The organism is Streptomyces sp. NBC_00775 (genome assembly GCF_036347135.1).
In the GTDB taxonomy this organism is placed as follows: Bacteria; Actinomycetota; Actinomycetes; order Streptomycetales; family Streptomycetaceae; genus Streptomyces; species Streptomyces lutosisoli.
The window spans coordinates 10293526-10309731 of the sequence record NZ_CP108938.1; the positions used below are offsets into that span (position 1 = coordinate 10293526).

Sequence of the window (16206 nt, forward strand, 5' to 3'; positions counted from 1 at the left end):
GCCCCGGGATCCGCGAGGAAATGCGTTCGTCCCGCCGGCCTTGCCCCGCTCCTCACGCCTGAACGCTCCTCCCGGCATCCCTTCAGCACGCCGTCGCCCGGCGCGCGGATCCCTTACGCCTCACTGCGGAGTTCACCATGTCCAGATATTCCACAGCCTCCTCCTCGGCCTCCCTGAACCGTCGTGGCTTCCTCGCCGCGACCGGAGCCCTGACGCTTGCGAGCACACTGTCCGCCTGCGGTGGCGGCGACTCGGGCGGCTCGTCCGCCACGTCCGCCAAGCCGGTCAGCCAGGCCGACATCGACAAGGCCATGAAGACCCCGACCGAGCTGACGTTCTGGACCTGGGTCCCGAACATCGCCCAGGAGGTCGCGCTCTTCGAGAAGAAGTACCCGGCCATCAAGGTCAAGGTCGTCAACGCCGGCCAGGGAACTCCGCAGTACACCAAGCTGCGCACTGCCCTGAAGGCCGGCAGCGGCGCCCCGGACATGGTGCAGATCGAGTACCAGGCCATCCCGACCTTCACCATCACCAACAGCCTGCTGGACCTGCGGCCCTACGGCGCCTCCGCGCTGAAGAGCCGGTTCGTCGACTGGACCTGGGGCCAGGTCAGCGGCAGCAAGGGCGAGGTCTGGGCGATCCCGCAGGACACCGGGCCCATGGGCATGCTCTACCGCAAGGACATCTTCGACAAGCACGGCATCCAAGTGCCCACCACCTGGGACGAGTTCGCCGCCGCGGCCCGGAGGCTCCACAAGTCCGATCCGGACGTGTACCTCACCAACCTGGCGGCGAACCAGGCCGCCGCATGGCATGGCCTGCTCTGGCAGGCGGGCGCCAAGCCGTACGTGACCTCGGGCAAGAGCGACATCGCCATCAGCGTCGACGACGCCATCTCCCGGAAGCTCGGCGCGTACTGGGGCGGACTGGCGAAGGAAGGCGTGATCGGCGTCGATCCGGACTTCACCGACTCCTGGTACGCCGGACTGAACAAGGGCAAGTACGCCACCTGGCTCACCGCCGCCTGGGGGCCCGCCTTCCTCTCCGGCTCGGCCAAGTCCACCGCGGGCAAGTGGCGCGCGGCCCCGCTGCCGCAGTGGGACGCCGCCAAGCCCAGCTCGGGCAACTGGGGCGGCTCGACGACCGCGGTCATCCGCTCCACCAAGAACCCGATCGCGGCGGCCCGGTTCGCCCAGTTCCTCAACAGCGACCCCGCCAGCGCCAAGATGTTCGCCACCGAGCAGTTCTTCTTCCCGGCGACGAAAGCCGTGCTCGCGGACGCCGAGTTCGTCGGAGACGCGCCGTCCTTCTACGGCGGCCAGAAGGTCAACCAGGTCTTCGCCGACGTCAGCAGCACGGTCAACCCCTCCTTCCAGTGGCCGCCGTTCCTCGACCAGGTGGCCACGGACTGGACCGAGACCGTCGGCAAGTCCCTCGCCGGCAAGTCCGACACCGTCCGCGCGCTCGGCGCATGGCAGACGCGGCTCACCACCTACGCCAAGAGCCAGGGCTTCACCGTCAAGACTTCCTGACGGGTTGTCGGGTCCCGCGCCGCGGCGTGGGACCCGGCCGTCCCCCACCCCCGATCCCACCCCTCAGAAAGGCCCGATGATGACTGCCACAGCCGCGGCCTCCCCCAAGGGCCAGCGCCGAGACGGGCCGACCCGCCCCGGGCGCGGTGGCACGCGCCGCCGCCGGTCGGCAGGGCCACTGTTCATCGCCCCGTTCATGGCGCTGTTCCTGCTGCTCTTCCTCGCCCCGCTCGGCTACGCCGCCTACCTGAGCCTCTTCCAGGAGAAGCTCATCGGCGGCTCGACCTTCGTCGGCCTGGACAACTACGTCACCGCGCTGAAGGACCCGCTCTTCCTCAAGGGCATCGGCCGCGTCGCCCTGTTCTTCCTGATCCAGGTCCCGGTGATGCTGCTGCTGGCCCTGTTCTTCGCGCTCGCCCTGGACAGCGGCCTGCTCCGCCTCGCCCGAGTGATCCGCCTCGGCATCTTCGTCCCGTACGCCGTCCCGAGCGTGATCGCCACCCTCATGTGGGGTTACCTCTACGGCCCCGACTTCGGCCCCTTCGCCCAGATCAGCCGCCATCTCCACCTGCCGGCCCCGCACTTCCTCAGCGACAGCTGGATGCTCGGCAGCCTCGCGAACATCGTGACCTGGGAGTTCGTCGGCTACAACATGATCATCCTGTACGCCGCCCTGCGCACCATCCCCGCCGAGCTCTACGAGGCCGCCGCCATGGACGGCGCCGGCGCCTGGCGCATCGCCTGGTCCATCAAACTCCCCGCGCTGCGCCCGGCGTTGACCCTCACTCTGCTGTTCTCGGTGATCGGCAGTTTCCAGCTGTTCAACGAACCGAAGCTGCTGATGAGCGTCGCCCCGGACGTGATCAGCAGTTCCTACACCGCCAACCTCTACGCCTACTCCGTCGCCTTCATCAGCCAGCAGACCAACTACGCGGCCACGGTGTCCTTCATCCTCGGTCTTGTCATCGTGATCGTGTCGTACGCCTTCCTGCTCACCGCGAACCGCAGGAGGACCTCATGACCACCGTGACCCCCGCACACTCGCCGGCTTCGACGGGTAAGCGGCCGCCCGCCGAGGCCCGCACACGGCGCCGGTCGTCGGCCCGCCGGCGCAGCACCCCGCTGACGATCGCCATGTTGGCCGTCCTCGCGTACTTCCTGCTCCCGCTGTTCTGGCTGCTGATCGCCTCGACCAAGAGCACCCAGGATCTCTTCAACAGCTTCGGCCTGTGGTTCTCGCACGCCCCGCAGCTGCTGTCGAACATCAAGGCCACCTTCACCCAGGACGACGGCGTCTACGGGCGCTGGCTGCTCAACACGGTCCTCTACGCCGGGGTGAGCGCGCTCGGCGCCGCACTGCTCGCGGCGGCGGCCGGCTACGGCTTCGCCAAGTACCGCTTCCGAGGCCATGGCGCCGCCTTCAACCTCATCCTCGGCGCCATCATGATCCCGACCACCGCCCTGGCGATCCCCACCTACCTGCTCTTCGCCAAAGCGGGCCTGGTCAACACCCCTTGGGCCGTCATCCTGCCGTCCTTGATCAGCCCCTTCGGCCTCTACCTCATGCGGATCTACGCCGAGGACGCCATCCCCGACAGTCTCATCGAGGCCGCCCGCATGGACGGCGCCGGAGAACTCAGGATCTTCCTCACGATCGCGCTGCGGCTGCTGGCCCCCGGCCTGGTGACGGTCATCCTCTTCACGCTCGTAGCCACCTGGAACAACTACTTCCTGCCGCTGATCATGCTCAACGACCCGAACCTGTACCCCATCACGGTCGGGCTCTCCTCCTGGGCCGCCCAGGCGCAGAACGGTGGCGCCGGAGCCAGCAGCGACATGCTCGCCCTCGTCGTGACCGGCTCCCTGATCTCGATCATCCCGCTCGTCCTGGCCTTCCTGCTGCTCCAGCGGTACTGGCAGAGCGGCCTGGCCACCGGCGGCGTCAAGCAGTAGCCCGCGCTGTCCTCACACCACTCCCCGTTTCCCCGGAGGTTTCCCTTCATGGCGGCTCTGCCTGCCCGCGTCCTCTTCGGCGCCGCGTACTACCACGAGTACACGCCCGCCTACGGCTCCCAACTGCTGCCCGACGAACGCCTCAAGACCGACCTGGACCTGATGGCCGAGGCGAAGTTCACCGTGATCCGGGTCGGCGAGTCGGTGTGGTCGACCTGGGAACCGGAAAACGGCCGCTTCGACCTCGACTGGCTCCAGCCGGTGCTGGACGGCGCCCACGAGCGCGGCATCTCCGTCATCATCGGGACCCCGACGTACGCCGCGCCGCAGTGGCTGGCCCGTCAGTACCCGGAGATCACCGCAGAGCACTCCACCGGGCAGCGCCTCGGCTGGGGCGCCCGCCAGGAGATCGACTTCACTCACCCCGCCTTCCGGTTCCACGCCGAGCGGATCATCCGCAAGATGGTGGCCCGGTACGCCGACCACCCGGCGGTCATCGGATGGCAGGTGGACAACGAGCCGGGCCTGCACCTCTTCCACAACCGCGGTGTCTTCCAGCGCTTCGTGGACCACCTGCGGGAGAAGTACGGGGACGTCGAGACCCTGAACCGCGAGTGGGGGCTGGTGTATTGGTCCCATCGGCTGTCGACCTGGGCGGACCTGTGGACGCCTGACGGCAACGAACAGCCCCAGTACGACGTCGCATGGCGGGAGTTCCAGGCCCGGCAGGTCACCGAGTTCATCGGCTGGCAGGCCGACATCGTCCGTGAGTACGCCCGCCCCGACCACTTCGTCACCACCTGCATCTCCTACACCCGCCAAGGGGTGGAGGACGACGAGATGACGGACGGCCTCGACATCGCGTCGGGCAACCCGTACTACGACATGCAGGACGGCCTGCTGCTGCCCGATCCGACTCCCGACACCCATGAGCAGCAGTGGAAGACCACCGGGGTGTGGTCGATGTACCAGACCGCCGACTGGATGTTCTCCTCGCGCCAGGAGCCGTTCCTGGTCACCGAGACCAACGCCCAGAGCATCGGTTTTCCGTGGGACAACCGGCCCGGCTACGACGGGCAATGGCGCCAGGCCGCCTGGGCTCTCGTCGGCCGCGGTGCCCGCATGATCGAGTACTGGCAGTGGCAGACCCTGCGCTTCGGCGCGGAGACCTACTGGGGCGGAGTCCTCCCGCACAGCGGCCTGCCCGGCCGTACCTATGCCGAAGTCGCCCGTCTCGGCGCGGAGTTCGAGGCGGCCGGCCCGCTGGTCGCCGGTCTGGAACCGGACGCCGACATCACGATGGTCTACTCGATGCCGAGCAAGTGGCTGATGCAGAAGTACCCGCCGCTCGCGACCGCCGACGGCGAACCGGACGCCACCGCCTACCACCGGTTCTTCGACCCCTTCTACCGCGGCGCGTTCGACGCCGGCCGCCAGGTCCGCATCGTCCACGCCCGCCAACTGCACGACCCGCGCGGCGAACGGGAGGGGATGACACCGGAGGAGGCCGTCCAGCGCCACCCCGTCCTTGTCGCCCCGGCGCTGTACGTCGTCGACGACACCACGCTCGACTGGCTGGAGGCCTACGCCCGAGCAGGCGGCCACCTGGTTCTTGGCCCGCGCACCGCCTACGCCGACCACGAGGCACGGGCGCGCCACGAGCCGACCCCCGGACGTCTCGTCCCCGCCGCGGGCGTCCGGTACGACGAGTTCAGCAACCTCACGCGCGAGGTCCCGGTCCGCGCCGTGCCGGGCAGCCCGCTCGACGTGTCCGCGGACGCCACGGCGATGCAGTGGATCGAGGGACTCACGGTCGTCGACGCGGATGTCCTCGCCACGTACGAGCACCCGCATTACGGCCGCTGGCCCGCCGTCACCACCCGCCGCCACGGCGAGGGCCGGGTCACCTGCGTCGGCGCGATACCGGGCCGCGACCTCGCCCGGACGCTGGCCGAGTGGCTGGCCCCGGCCGCGAGCAGCGGGTGGCGCGACCTCCCCGCGTCCGTCACCGCGACCACCGGCACGTCACCCGACGGCCGCCGCGTCCACATCGTCCACAACTGGAGCTGGGAGCCGGTGAGCCTCCCCGCCCCGGCGGACCTCTCCGACGCCCTGAACGGCACGTCCCACCCCGCAGGCACGCCGCTGGACCTCGGCGCCTGGGACGTACGCGTGTTCGTCTCCTGATCCACCCCTTGTGAGCACCTCACCGTAGTCATCCCCTGAGGAGGGGCCATGCAGCGAAGAAGGCTTGGACGAGCCCTCGGCATCTTCACCGCGACATCCGCGATCCTGGCGACACCCATGTTCAGTGCGCAGGCCTACGACCCGACGGGCGGCATCCTCTACCAGCTGGGCAGCGAGCCGTGCCTGAAGGGCCGGGGCAACTGCGCGGTCTACCCGAAGTCGGCGGAGCTGCCCAGCGGGCGACTGGTCGCGTCGTTCGAGAAGTCCACCGTCGTGACGTCGACGGGCAGCGCCGACAAGCAGACCCTCCCCGTCTACAAGAGCGACGACCACGGAACGACCTGGCAGTCACTGTCCGAGGTCAAGGCTCCGGCGTACCTTTCCAGCGACCCCCAGTACGCCAAGTACACGAGCAACTGGACGAACCCGTACCTCTACACGCTTCCGCAGGACGTCGGGAACCTGAAGCAGGGCACGCTCCTCCTCGCCGGCGTCGTCTCGGGCGACGACTACTACTACAAGGAGCACAAGGCGGCCGACCCCAACTGGACGCCGTCGAACGACGGGGACCGCAAGGACCTGGCGATCGCCCTGTACTCCAGCACCGACGACGGTGCGACGTGGAGTGTCGTCAACGTCATCGCGACCGGCGGCTGGCAGGGCGGCAGCGCGGGCGCGGTCGGCCAGAACATCGCGGCCGCCAACACGAACAAGCAGGTGGACCCCGTCTGGGAGCCGTACCTGATGGTCTACAAAGGCCAACTCGTCTGTTACTACTCCGACGAGAACGACTACACCGGCTTCAACGCGACCACCGGCGTCCCGACACTGGACCCCGCCAACGACACCGCCACGGACTCGCACGGCCAGATCCTCGCCCACAGAACCTGGAACGGCACCAGCGCCCAGTGGAGCAACCCCGTCGTCGACATCGCCGGACTGAACCAGGACATGGGAGGCGGCAAGACGGAGATCGGCGGCGGGCGGCCGGGCATGGCGAACGTCGTCCGCACCACGGACGGCAAGTGGCTCCTGACCTTGGAGTACTGGGGCGGAGGGGTCAACACCCGGTACGTGCTCGCCGACAACCCGTTGAAGTTCTTCCTCGGCTCCGCCACGGGCACGGGCGTCACCTCCCTGTCCCTCGACAGCGGATCCCACGCTCTCGCGGTCAACGGCAGTCCAGTCGTCATCAGGCTTCCCGGGGGACGCCTGGTCTACAACGCGGCCGGCAGCGGCAACGTCTGGGTCAACGACAGCGGGCGCAGCGACGGCACGTGGAAGGAGTACCAGACGACCTCCCCGGCCGGCTACAGCCGCGACCTCCAGTACGTGGCGGGCACCGGCCGCCTCGCGATCCTCAACAACCAGGGCACTTCCACCATCGCCTACGCCGAGACCGACCTCGGCCACTCGGACGGCGCCTACTACCAGTTGGTCAACCGCAAGACCGACCAGGTGATCGGCACCGGCAACAAGACCAACGACGCGAACATCGGCAACGGTGACGTCCCCGACGTCCGCCTGGAGGCCGCGGGCTCGGCGGCGAACGCGGACACCCAGTACTGGCACATGGTGACCGAGCCGAGCGGCGGCGTGACCCTGCTCAACAAGTCGGGCGGCCGGGCCGCGGCCATCTGGACCGGCAGCGCGACCGCAGGCCAGAAGATCGGCCAATGGGTCGACAACAGCGACACCGGCAGCTGGAACCTCGTCAAGACCAGCGACGGGTTCTACAAATTGCAGTCTGTCAAGAACACGAGCCTCTACCTGACGGGAGCGTCCACCGGGGCACAGCTGACCCTGCAGACCGCGGCCACCGACGGCTCGCAGGACTGGGAACTCGTCCAGTAGTCACCGTGAAGCCGGGGCCTGGCACTCGCTGCCAGGCCCCCCACCCTCATTCGCCCGATCGAACGTTCGCCGACATCCCTGCTGCCAGGTCCGGACGGCCCACCACGACGATCACCTCACCGAAAGGACGGCCAGCCGTGAACACAGACCACGATGACCGCGCGAACCTCGAACCCTGCGTCGTCGGAGTCGACTTCGGCACGCTGTCCGGGCGGGCCGTGGTGGTCCGCGTCCGGGACGGGGCGGAGCTGGGCACGGCGGAACACGCCTACACCCACGCGGTCCTGGACCGCGAACTGCCCGACGGCACGAGGCTGCCGCTCGACTGGGCCCTTCAGGTTCCGTCGGACTACCTCGACGCCCTGCGCCACGCGGTGCCCGAGGCGCTGTCCCGTGCCGGAGTGCGCCCGGAGCAGGTGATCGGTGTCGGCACGGACTTCACCGCCTGCACGGTGCTGCCCGTGCTGGCCGACGGCACCCCCCTGTGCGAACAGCCCGACCTCACCGGCCGCCCGCACGCCTACGTCAAGCTGTGGCGCCACCACGCAGCCCAGGGCCACGCGGACCGGATCAACGCGCTCGCGGTGGAGCGCAAGGAGCCGTGGCTGGCGCGGTACGGCGGGAAGATCTCCTCGGAGTGGGAGTTCGCCAAGGCGCTGCAGGTGCTGGAGGAGGATCCGGAGGTCTACCGCCGGACCGAGCGGTGGGTGGAGGCCGCGGACTGGATCGTATGGCGGCTGTGCGGAACGTACGTCCGCAACGCCTGCACCGCCGGCTACAAGGGCCAGCTCCAGGACGGCGCCTATCCTTCCCGCGACTACCTCGCGGCGCTGAACCCGGACTTCGCCGACTTCGTGACCGACAAGCTGGACCAGCCGATCGCCGAACTGGGCGCGCCGGCCGGGACGTTGACGGCCGAGGCCGCGGCCTGGACGGGGCTGCCCGAGGGCATCACCGTGTGCGTGGGCCATGTCGACGCCCATGTGACGGCGCCCGCGGCGGGAGCCGTGGAGCCGGGACAGATGGTGGCCATCATGGGCACCTCGACCTGCCATGTGATGAGCTCCGACCAGCGGGCGACCGTGCCGGGCATGTGCGGGGTCGTGGACGGCGGCATCCTGCCGGGTCTTTGGGGATACGAGGCCGGACAGAGCGGCGTCGGCGACATCTTCGCCTGGTTCGTCCGCAACGGGTTTCCGGCCGAGTACGCGGAGCGGGCCGCGAGCCTGGGACGGAGCGCCCACGAACACCTCACCGCGCTGGCGGCCGAACAGAAGGTGGGGGAGCACGGGCTGATCGCCCTGGACTGGCACAGCGGCAACCGTTCCGTCCTGGTCGACCACGACCTCAGCGGTGTACTGGTCGGACTGACGCTCTCCACCCGGCCCGAGGACATCTACCGGGCCCTGCTGGAGGCCACCGCCTTCGGCACCCGCACCATCATCGACGCCTTCGAGGCAGCCGACGTACCGGTGGAGGAACTCATCGTCGCCGGTGGCCTGACGAAGAACGCGCTGCTGATGCAGATCTACGCCGACGTCACCCGCCGTCCGCTCGGCGTCATCGGCTCCGCCCAGGGCCCGGCACTCGGCGCCGCGATGCACGCCGCCGTCGCCGCCGGAGCGTACCCCGACATCCGGGCCGCGGCCCACGCCATGGGCAAGGCCCACCGCGGGGCCTACCAGCCCGACCCCGAACGAGCCGCCGCCTACGACCGCCTGTACGCCGAATACCGGCTCCTGCACGACTACTTCGGCCGCGGGACCAATGAGGTCATGCACCGGCTGCGCCGCATCCGCGCAGCGGCATCCGCCTGAGCCACCCACGTGTGCTCACGCCCGAAAGGAACCCCGTCATGACGACACCAGCCCAGACGCACACCGGCCAGGAGATCTGGTTTCTCACCGGCAGCCAAGGCATGTAGGGCGACGACACCCTGCGCCAGGTCGCGCACCAGTCCCAGCAGATCGCCGAAAGACTCGACGCCGCCCCGGAGATCGCTGCCTCCGGCTGAGCTGATCAGCGCTGGGTGGAGGCACGTCCGTTCGGCGGCGGCGGAGGCGCTGTCGAGGCGCGGACGATGAGGTCGACCGGCGGGTCACTCGCCGCCAAAGGGTCGGCCTGCGGGTTCTCGATGGCGTGCACGAGACGTTTGAGTCCTTCCTGGGCCACGGCGTCGAACGGCTGACGCACCGTGGTCAGGGGAGGGGACACATAGGCGGCGACCGGGATGTCGTCGAAACCGACGACGCTCACGTCCTCGGGCACGCGTCGGCCGGCTTCCGTCAGCGCGCGGATCAGCCCGATGGCCATGTCGTCGTTGGCTGCGAAGACCGCCGTAACGTCGGGGTCGGAGGCCAGTTCTCGGCCCGCCGCGTAGCCGGAGGCGGCCGACCAGTCGCCCTCGACGACCGGCGGTTCGTCCCGGCCGTGCGCCGCGAGTGCCGCCCGCCATCCGTCGAGACGGTCCCGGGCGGCGTACCACCGCTGCGGACCGGCGAGGTGGTGGACGGTGAGATGTCCCAGGTCGAGCAGATGTTCGGTGACCGTCCGCGCCATCTGCTCGGCGCCGACCCCCGCGGCCAGCACCCTGGGCGCGGCGAACGGCGGTGGCGCGCCGCAGACGAGGACCGGCACGTCGACGCGGAGGGAGCCCTCTGTCCTGTCCCCGTCCCCGCCCTCGTCGATCGGCTCGGAGATGACGATGCCGTCCACACCCTGGTCCAGGAGCGAGTCCACGGCGCCGGCGATGCCCGTCGGGTCGCCTTCCACGGTGTTGACCACACGCAGCGCGTATCCCGTGTCCCGGACCGCCCGCTCGACGCCCATGAGCAGCGACGCGGGTCCGTACAAGGCGGTACCGAGCGTCACCACACCGATGGAACGTGTCCGGCCCGAGGCGAGCGCGCGCGCCGCGTTGTTGCGCCGGTAGCCGAGTTCCTCGGCGGCCTTGAGCACGCGTCGACGTACGTCCGCGGAGACGTACGCCTCGTCGTTGAAGACCCTCGACACCGTCTTCTGGGAGACCCCTGCCAACTGGGCCACGTCCGCGCTGCGCGGCGGGGTGGAACTCTTGCCCCGCCCTGTCTCCCGCGTCATGGTGCCTCCCGATGGTCATACGCCCGAGCCCAATGGTCTCAGACACCCACATCCCACCGGCATCGCCGAACCAGTCCGCCGGCGCCGTCCGCGCGGGCGGCGTGATCAGCCGGGTCTCCGACCGCACCGTCTCCCTGGCCGACGTATCAGCCGAAGTACCGGAGGGCTACCGGGCGATGGACCGGCGTGAAGCAGTGAACCGACGAACTGCTTTGCAAGATCCCGGAGTTCAACGAGGACTTCCCGGGCCAGGCCTCCCGCTCGTGCGGATCAGCGGGGGACGAGCTTGAGGGTCGACTCGCGCGAGTGGGCGGTGAGGACGTGCTCGACGATGCTGGTGTAGCGCCCGTACTTGCGGCGGTAGGCGGCGTCGACCCCCGCGTACTCGCCTGGGTCCGCCTCTTCGAACGTGACGTCCTTGTGCACCCCGCCCGCGTGGACACGGCCCTGGTGGCGGGTCTGGATGCCGCGGAACCAGGGGCCGCCCCGGCCCTTGACCGAGCGTACGTACACGCTGTCGCCGTCGCGTACGACCCACATCGTCACGCGGTCCCGCAGGGTGCCGTCGCCCCGCTCGGACTCCAGGTCCAGCTCCTCGGCCGAGCCGATCCGGTCGAGCTCGCCGTCGGTCCACTCGGTCATCCCTGTGCCTCCTTCGTGATCTGTGCGAGCTGCGCCATTGCGCTCATCCAGGCGGGTCGGTCCTTGCCGATCCGCGGTCGATACTTTTCATCCATCAGGGGGTCGTCAGCTCCCCGACACGAAGGGCGGAGGTCACGCCGCCGTCCATCAGGAGGTCGGTCCCGGTGATGAAGCCGGCCTGCGGGCCGAGGAGGAAGGCCGCGGCGTCGCCGACCTCGTCGGAGGTGGCGAACCGCTTGGCGGCGCAGACCTCGCGCACGTGCTCGAACCACTCGCGGCGCGGGCCGGACAGCTCGTCCAGGGCCAGCGGAGTGATGATCACGCCCGGGCTGATGGCGTTGACGCGCCCCCCGCGCTTGCCCCACGCAGCGGCGGCGGTCTGCACGCGCAACGAGTTGGCGCGCTTGGACAGCGCGTAGGCGTGGACGGTGGTGCCGATCTGGTCGGACTTCAGGAAGGGCAGGGAGAGCAGCTGGTCGGTCGGGGTGGTGGCGAGCGCGTGTTCGATGTCGCGCTCGTAGGGGCTCTCCCGGTGTCCGGCCATGCTGGCGACGACGATGCCGGCCCCGCCGGGTGCGATGACCCGCGCGAACGCGTCGAGCACGTAAGCGGTGCCCAGCAGGTCCACATGCAGAATCCGCTCGATGCCGGCCTGGGTGGGCGACACGCCGGCGGCCTGGATTACATGGGTGACCGCGCCCATCCCGGCGGCTGTGGCGGCCAGTGCCTCGACCTGGGCCGGATCGGAGATGTCGGTGGCCTGGGTGGCTACCTCGAATCCGTCTCCGCGCAGCTGTTCGGCGGCGGCCTTGGTCGCCTCCTCGCTGTGGGCGGCGAGCAGCAGGGTGCGGCCGGAGCCGACCCGGCGGGCGATGGCCTGGCCGATGCTGCCAGGGCCGATGACGACGACGATTTCCTTGTTCTGCCCGCTCATGCTGGTCGGATCCTTCTCGATCTGTTCGGGTGGCGATGCGGCCCGGTCACCAGCTGGTGCCGACCGCGCGAAGCGCCGGCCACTCCTGCTTCGGCTGCACGTACCCGGACAGGTGGGTGAGGGTGAAGCCCTCGTCGAGCAGGTCTTCGAGCGCGTCGGTGTCGTCCTCGATCAGTGCCACACCTGCGCGTGGAGGGCCCGGACGACCTGGTCAACGTCCTGCTCGTCCGCCATGGAGTGGTGCTCCGCTCCTCGGGTGGGAATGGGTGACGCTGTCCAGCCTCGCGCTTCCGACTGCTCGGTGGCAGGCCGCAGTGAGCCAGGGAGTGACAGGGCCCCTCACCACTCCGCGCCTCACCCCTTGTGGTGGTGTGTCAGCGCTCAGCGGATCACATGCCTGATCTGCGACAGCGAGCCGCCGGGCTCCGCCGTTCAAACCGCCGGGGTGAGGAACTGGTGGCCGCCGCGCAGCGTGGTGCGCAGTCTGCGCTGGGTCGCGCGGCGGTCAAGGCGTACGCCGGTGCCCCCGGGAAGCGTGGTGTCTGTCCGCAGACCCTTGGGCAGCCGGGAGTCGTCCAGTCCGTCGCGCCTGGACCTTTGGCTGCCGTTCACGCCCGACGCAGTGCGGAGCGGCCCGCGAAGCGCGCCGAGTCGCCCAGCTCCTCTTCGATCCGGATCAGTTGGTTGTACTTCGCCGTGCGGTCGGAGCGGGAGAGCGAGCCGGTCTTGATCTGACCGCAGCCGGTCGCCACCGCCAGATCCGCGATGGTGGTGTCCTCCGTCTCGCCCGAGCGGTGCGACATGACAGCCGTCCAGCCCGCCTGGTGGGCCGTGGCCACCGCGGCCAGCGCCTCGGTCAGGGTTCCGATCTGATTGACCTTGACCAGGACCGAGTTGCCGACGCCGGTGCGGATGCCCTCGCGCAGCAGCGTCTCGTTGGTGCAGAACACGTCGTCGCCGGTGAGCTGACAGCGGTCGCCGACGCGGGCGGTCAGCTCGCGCCAGCCGTCCAGGTCGTTCTCCGCCATCGGGTCCTCGATGGAGACGACCGGGTAGGCGTCGATGAGCTTGGCCAGGTAGTCGGCGTTCTCGGAGGGGGTGCGGCGCACCCCCTCGCCCGCGTAGTCGTACACCCCGTCGCGGAAGAACTCCGACGACGCCGGGTCCATGACCAGGCCGATGTCCGTGCCGGGGCGGTAGCCGGTGCGCTCGATGGCGGTCATCACGAAGTCGAGCGCCTCCTCAGCGGTGCGCAGCGCGGGCGCGAAGCCGCCCTCGTCGCCGACGCCCGTGGAGTGCCCGGCGGCCAGCAGATCGCGGCGCAGGGTGTGGAAGACCTCGCTGCCCATGCGGACGGCTTCGGCGAAGGTGTCCGCGCCCACGGGCGCGATCATGAACTCCTGGAAATCCAGCGGATTGTCGGCGTGGGCGCCGCCGTTGACGATGTTCATCATCGGCAGCGGCAGGAGGTGGGCGTCGGCGCCGCCGAGGTAGCGGTAGAGGGGCTGGCGGTGGGCCGCCGCGGCGGCCTTGGCGGCGGCGAGGGAGACGCCGAGGATCGCGTTGGCGCCGAGCCGGGACTTCGTGGCGGTGCCGTCGAGGGCGACCAGCGCGGCGTCGAGACCCGCCTGGTCCGCCGCGTCCCGGCCGCGCACGGACGCCGCGATCTCCCCGTTGACGTGGGCCACCGCGCGGTCGACGCCCTTGCCGTGCCAGCGCGCCGAGTCTCCGTCGCGCAGTTCCACGGCCTCCCGGGCACCGGTGGAGGCGCCGGAGGGGACAGCCGCGCGCCCCAGGGACCCGTCCGTCAGGACGACGTCGACCTCGACCGTGGGGTTGCCCCGGCTGTCGATGATCCGGCGGGCGGTGACGGTCTCGATGGCGGCGTTGACGGTTCCGACTGCCTTTACGGACATGGGAGTCCCTTCCCGTTGTCGTGTGCCGTGGCCCCGGCTGCGACAACGCTGGCGCTGAGCCCGACGACGCCAAACTCTACAGCAATGCTGATCAGTTTTGCTGTACATCATTGCTGTGCAGGTCAGGTGCACAGCTTTGCTGGCCAACGGGCTAAAGTGCCCTATGCCCACCTCGGAAGCCGCCGCCATCGCCGCCGAACTGCGCACCGCGATGGGCAAGCTCACCCGACGCGTCAAACACGAGGACCGCATCCCGCTGGGCCAGGTCGCCGTGCTCGGTGCACTCGACCGCGACGGCGCCATGACCACCAGCGACCTCGCCGCCGATCAGCGCGTACGCCCCCAGTCGATGGCCCGGGCGGTGGGGCTGCTCATGGAACAGAACCTGATCACGCGCCGGGCGCACCCCACGGACGGCCGCAAGTCGCTGGTCGAGCTGTCGGATGCGGGCCGGGCCGCGCTCGAAGCGGAGCGCGGCCGCAGGGTCGGTTGGCTCGCGCAGGCCATCGAGGCCGAACTCACGGATGAGGAGCGGGCGTTGCTGGCACGGAGCGCCGCCCTGCTGGAGCGGCTCGCCACGCGCTAGTAGGGCGGGGCCACTGGATACCTTGCCGTCATGTCTCTCACTCCAGATGATGAGATCCGCAGCCGTGAGGAATTGGTCGTCTTCGTTCGCAAGCTGCACCAGGACTTCCAGCAGCAAGGCGATGCGTGGGAGAACAACACACTCGGCAACTTCCTCGAAGCCCTCGCCGCATGGGTGGACAACTCCCCAGGCTGGTATCAGAACTTCGGCAAAGAGCTTCCAGCAGGCGGTGACTGGACCTTCATCGCCCGCGCGCTCCAAGCGGCGAAGATCTACGAGTAGTCCACAGCCCCACTTGCGTCGGCTGATGAGGCACTCCCGATCGCCTGAGAGACGGGGGCACGTCCCGTTGGCCGGAACGGAACATGCCCGCGCGTTCGTCGTCGCGTCTCAGGCGGTCGTCTGGGCGGATGATGCGCGCTCGGCGTCGCGGGCAGCGACCAGTGAGGTGTGGGTGGGTGCGTCGGGTACGTCGGCGGGCCGGTTCTTGGCGAACTCCCTTCGCAGGACGGGCAGTACCTCTTCTCCGAGGAGGTCGAGTTGTTCGAGCACGGTCTTCAGCGGCACGCCCACGCCGTCCACGTTGAACAGCTGGCGCTGGTAGTCGCCGAAGTTCTCGCGGAAGGTCAGGGTCTTCTCGATGACCTGCTGGGGGCTGCCGACCGTCAGCGGTGTCTCGTCCATGTACTGCTCCAGGGACGGTCCGCCGCCCATGATCGGTGAGCGGTCGAAGTAGGGGCGGAACTCGCGTATGGCGTCCTGGGAGTTGGGCCGCATGTAGATGTGGCCGCCGAGCCCGACGATGGCCTGTTCGGGGGTGCCGTGGCCGTAGTGCGCGTACCGCTCGCGGTAGAGGCTGATCAGCTTCTGGAAGTGTTCCTTGGGCCAGAAGATGTGGTTGGCGAAGAAGCCGTCGCCGTAGTAGGCGGCTTGTTCGGCGATCTCGGGGGAGCGGATGGAGCCGTGCCAGACGAAGGGAGGTACGCCGTCCAGCGGCCGGGGCGTGGACGTGAACGACTGCAGCGGCGTGCGGAACTTGCCTTCCCAGTCGACGACCTCCTCGCGCCAGAGCTGGTGGAGGAGTGCGTAGTTCTCGATGGCGAGGTTGATGCCCTGGCGGATGTCCTTTCCGAACCAGGGGTAGACCGGGCCGGTGTTGCCGCGGCCCATCATCAGGTCGACGCGTCCGTCGGCCAGGTGCTGGAGCATCGCGTAGTCCTCGGCGATCTTCACCGGGTCGTTGGTCGTGATCAGCGTGGTGGACGTGGACAGGATGATGCGTTCGGTGCGCGCGGCGATCCAGCCCAGCATGGTGGTGGGGGAGGAGGGCACGAACGGCAGGTTGTGGTGCTCGCCGGTCGCGAACACATCGAGCCCGACCTCCTCGGCCTTCTGCGCGATGGTGACCATCGCCTTGATCCGCTCATGCTCGGTCGGTGTCCGGCCGGTAGTGGGGTCTTGTGTCACGTCACCGACGGTGAAGATTCCGAACTGCATCGCACC

General features: G+C 69.4%; 15 protein-coding genes. 8 read left to right on the forward strand and 7 right to left on the reverse strand.

What is annotated here, in order from left to right:
• Positions 1 to 137: 137 nt before the first annotated feature.
• The 6 genes from OIC96_RS45835 to araB all read left to right on the forward strand — a co-directional run bounded on the left by OIC96_RS45835 (position 138) and on the right by araB (position 9343).
• Entirely contained in the window at positions 138 to 1532 is a 1395-nt protein-coding gene (locus OIC96_RS45835; protein ID WP_330302129.1) for an ABC transporter substrate-binding protein, read from the forward strand.
• A gap of 76 nt (positions 1533 to 1608) precedes the next feature.
• Positions 1609 to 2553 carry a carbohydrate ABC transporter permease gene (locus OIC96_RS45840; protein ID WP_406501248.1) on the forward strand — a complete coding sequence of 315 codons (945 nt, stop codon included), beginning with the start codon at positions 1609 to 1611 and terminating at the stop codon, positions 2551 to 2553.
• Complete coding sequence (locus OIC96_RS45845; RefSeq protein ID WP_330302128.1) at positions 2550 to 3485, forward strand: carbohydrate ABC transporter permease; 936 nt, start codon at positions 2550 to 2552, stop codon at positions 3483 to 3485. Before OIC96_RS45840 ends, OIC96_RS45845 begins: the two co-directional genes overlap by 4 nt.
• Before the next feature lie 48 nt (positions 3486 to 3533).
• Positions 3534 to 5672 (forward strand): beta-galactosidase, encoded by a 2139-nt coding sequence (locus tag OIC96_RS45850; protein ID WP_330302127.1) that lies wholly within the window; start codon positions 3534 to 3536, stop codon positions 5670 to 5672.
• A 48-nt stretch (positions 5673 to 5720) separates the two neighbouring features.
• Complete coding sequence (locus OIC96_RS45855; RefSeq protein WP_330302126.1) at positions 5721 to 7526, forward strand: RICIN domain-containing protein; 1806 nt, start codon at positions 5721 to 5723, stop codon at positions 7524 to 7526.
• A gap of 137 nt (positions 7527 to 7663) precedes the next feature.
• Positions 7664 to 9343, forward strand: a complete 1680-nt coding sequence (araB, locus tag OIC96_RS45860) for a ribulokinase (protein ID WP_330302125.1) — start codon at positions 7664 to 7666, stop codon at positions 9341 to 9343.
• A gap of 202 nt (positions 9344 to 9545) precedes the next feature.
• Here the strand turns inward: araB and OIC96_RS45865 are convergent, their stop codons facing one another.
• The 6 genes from OIC96_RS45865 to eno all read right to left on the reverse strand — a co-directional run bounded on the left by OIC96_RS45865 (position 9546) and on the right by eno (position 14117).
• Positions 9546 to 10625 carry a LacI family DNA-binding transcriptional regulator gene (locus OIC96_RS45865; RefSeq protein ID WP_330302124.1) on the reverse strand — a complete coding sequence of 360 codons (1080 nt, stop codon included), beginning with the start codon at positions 10623 to 10625 and terminating at the stop codon, positions 9546 to 9548.
• A 270-nt stretch (positions 10626 to 10895) separates the two neighbouring features.
• On the reverse strand, positions 10896 to 11267 hold the full coding sequence (locus OIC96_RS45870) for a DUF2255 family protein (protein ID WP_330302123.1): 372 nt from the start codon (positions 11265 to 11267) through the stop codon (positions 10896 to 10898).
• A 94-nt stretch (positions 11268 to 11361) separates the two neighbouring features.
• Positions 11362 to 12201 carry an SDR family oxidoreductase gene (locus tag OIC96_RS45875; RefSeq protein ID WP_330302122.1) on the reverse strand — a complete coding sequence of 280 codons (840 nt, stop codon included), beginning with the start codon at positions 12199 to 12201 and terminating at the stop codon, positions 11362 to 11364.
• A 46-nt stretch (positions 12202 to 12247) separates the two neighbouring features.
• Complete coding sequence (locus tag OIC96_RS45880) at positions 12248 to 12382, reverse strand: hypothetical protein (RefSeq protein ID WP_330302121.1); 135 nt, start codon at positions 12380 to 12382, stop codon at positions 12248 to 12250.
• Positions 12383 to 12633: 251 nt separating this feature from the next.
• Complete coding sequence (locus OIC96_RS45885) at positions 12634 to 12813, reverse strand: hypothetical protein (protein ID WP_330302120.1); 180 nt, start codon at positions 12811 to 12813, stop codon at positions 12634 to 12636.
• Positions 12810 to 14117: a phosphopyruvate hydratase gene (eno, locus tag OIC96_RS45890; RefSeq protein WP_330302119.1), complete on the reverse strand. Its 1308-nt coding sequence runs from the start codon at positions 14115 to 14117 to the stop codon at positions 12810 to 12812. Before eno ends, OIC96_RS45885 begins: the two co-directional genes overlap by 4 nt.
• Positions 14118 to 14280: 163 nt before the next feature.
• On the opposite strand from eno, the gene OIC96_RS45895 reads away from it, so the two are divergent.
• Together OIC96_RS45895 and OIC96_RS45900 are read left to right on the forward strand one after the other, a co-directional pair.
• Complete coding sequence (locus OIC96_RS45895) at positions 14281 to 14703, forward strand: MarR family winged helix-turn-helix transcriptional regulator (protein ID WP_046930253.1); 423 nt, start codon at positions 14281 to 14283, stop codon at positions 14701 to 14703.
• Between the two features lie 30 nt (positions 14704 to 14733).
• Positions 14734 to 14985: a DUF7660 family protein gene (locus tag OIC96_RS45900; protein ID WP_330302118.1), complete on the forward strand. Its 252-nt coding sequence runs from the start codon at positions 14734 to 14736 to the stop codon at positions 14983 to 14985.
• A 108-nt stretch (positions 14986 to 15093) separates the two neighbouring features.
• Here OIC96_RS45900 and OIC96_RS45905 read toward each other — a convergent pair whose 3' ends face one another.
• A complete protein-coding gene (locus OIC96_RS45905) occupies positions 15094 to 16200 on the reverse strand; it encodes an LLM class flavin-dependent oxidoreductase (RefSeq protein ID WP_330302117.1) in 1107 nt (368 codons plus the stop codon).
• Positions 16201 to 16206: the final 6 nt, after the last annotated feature.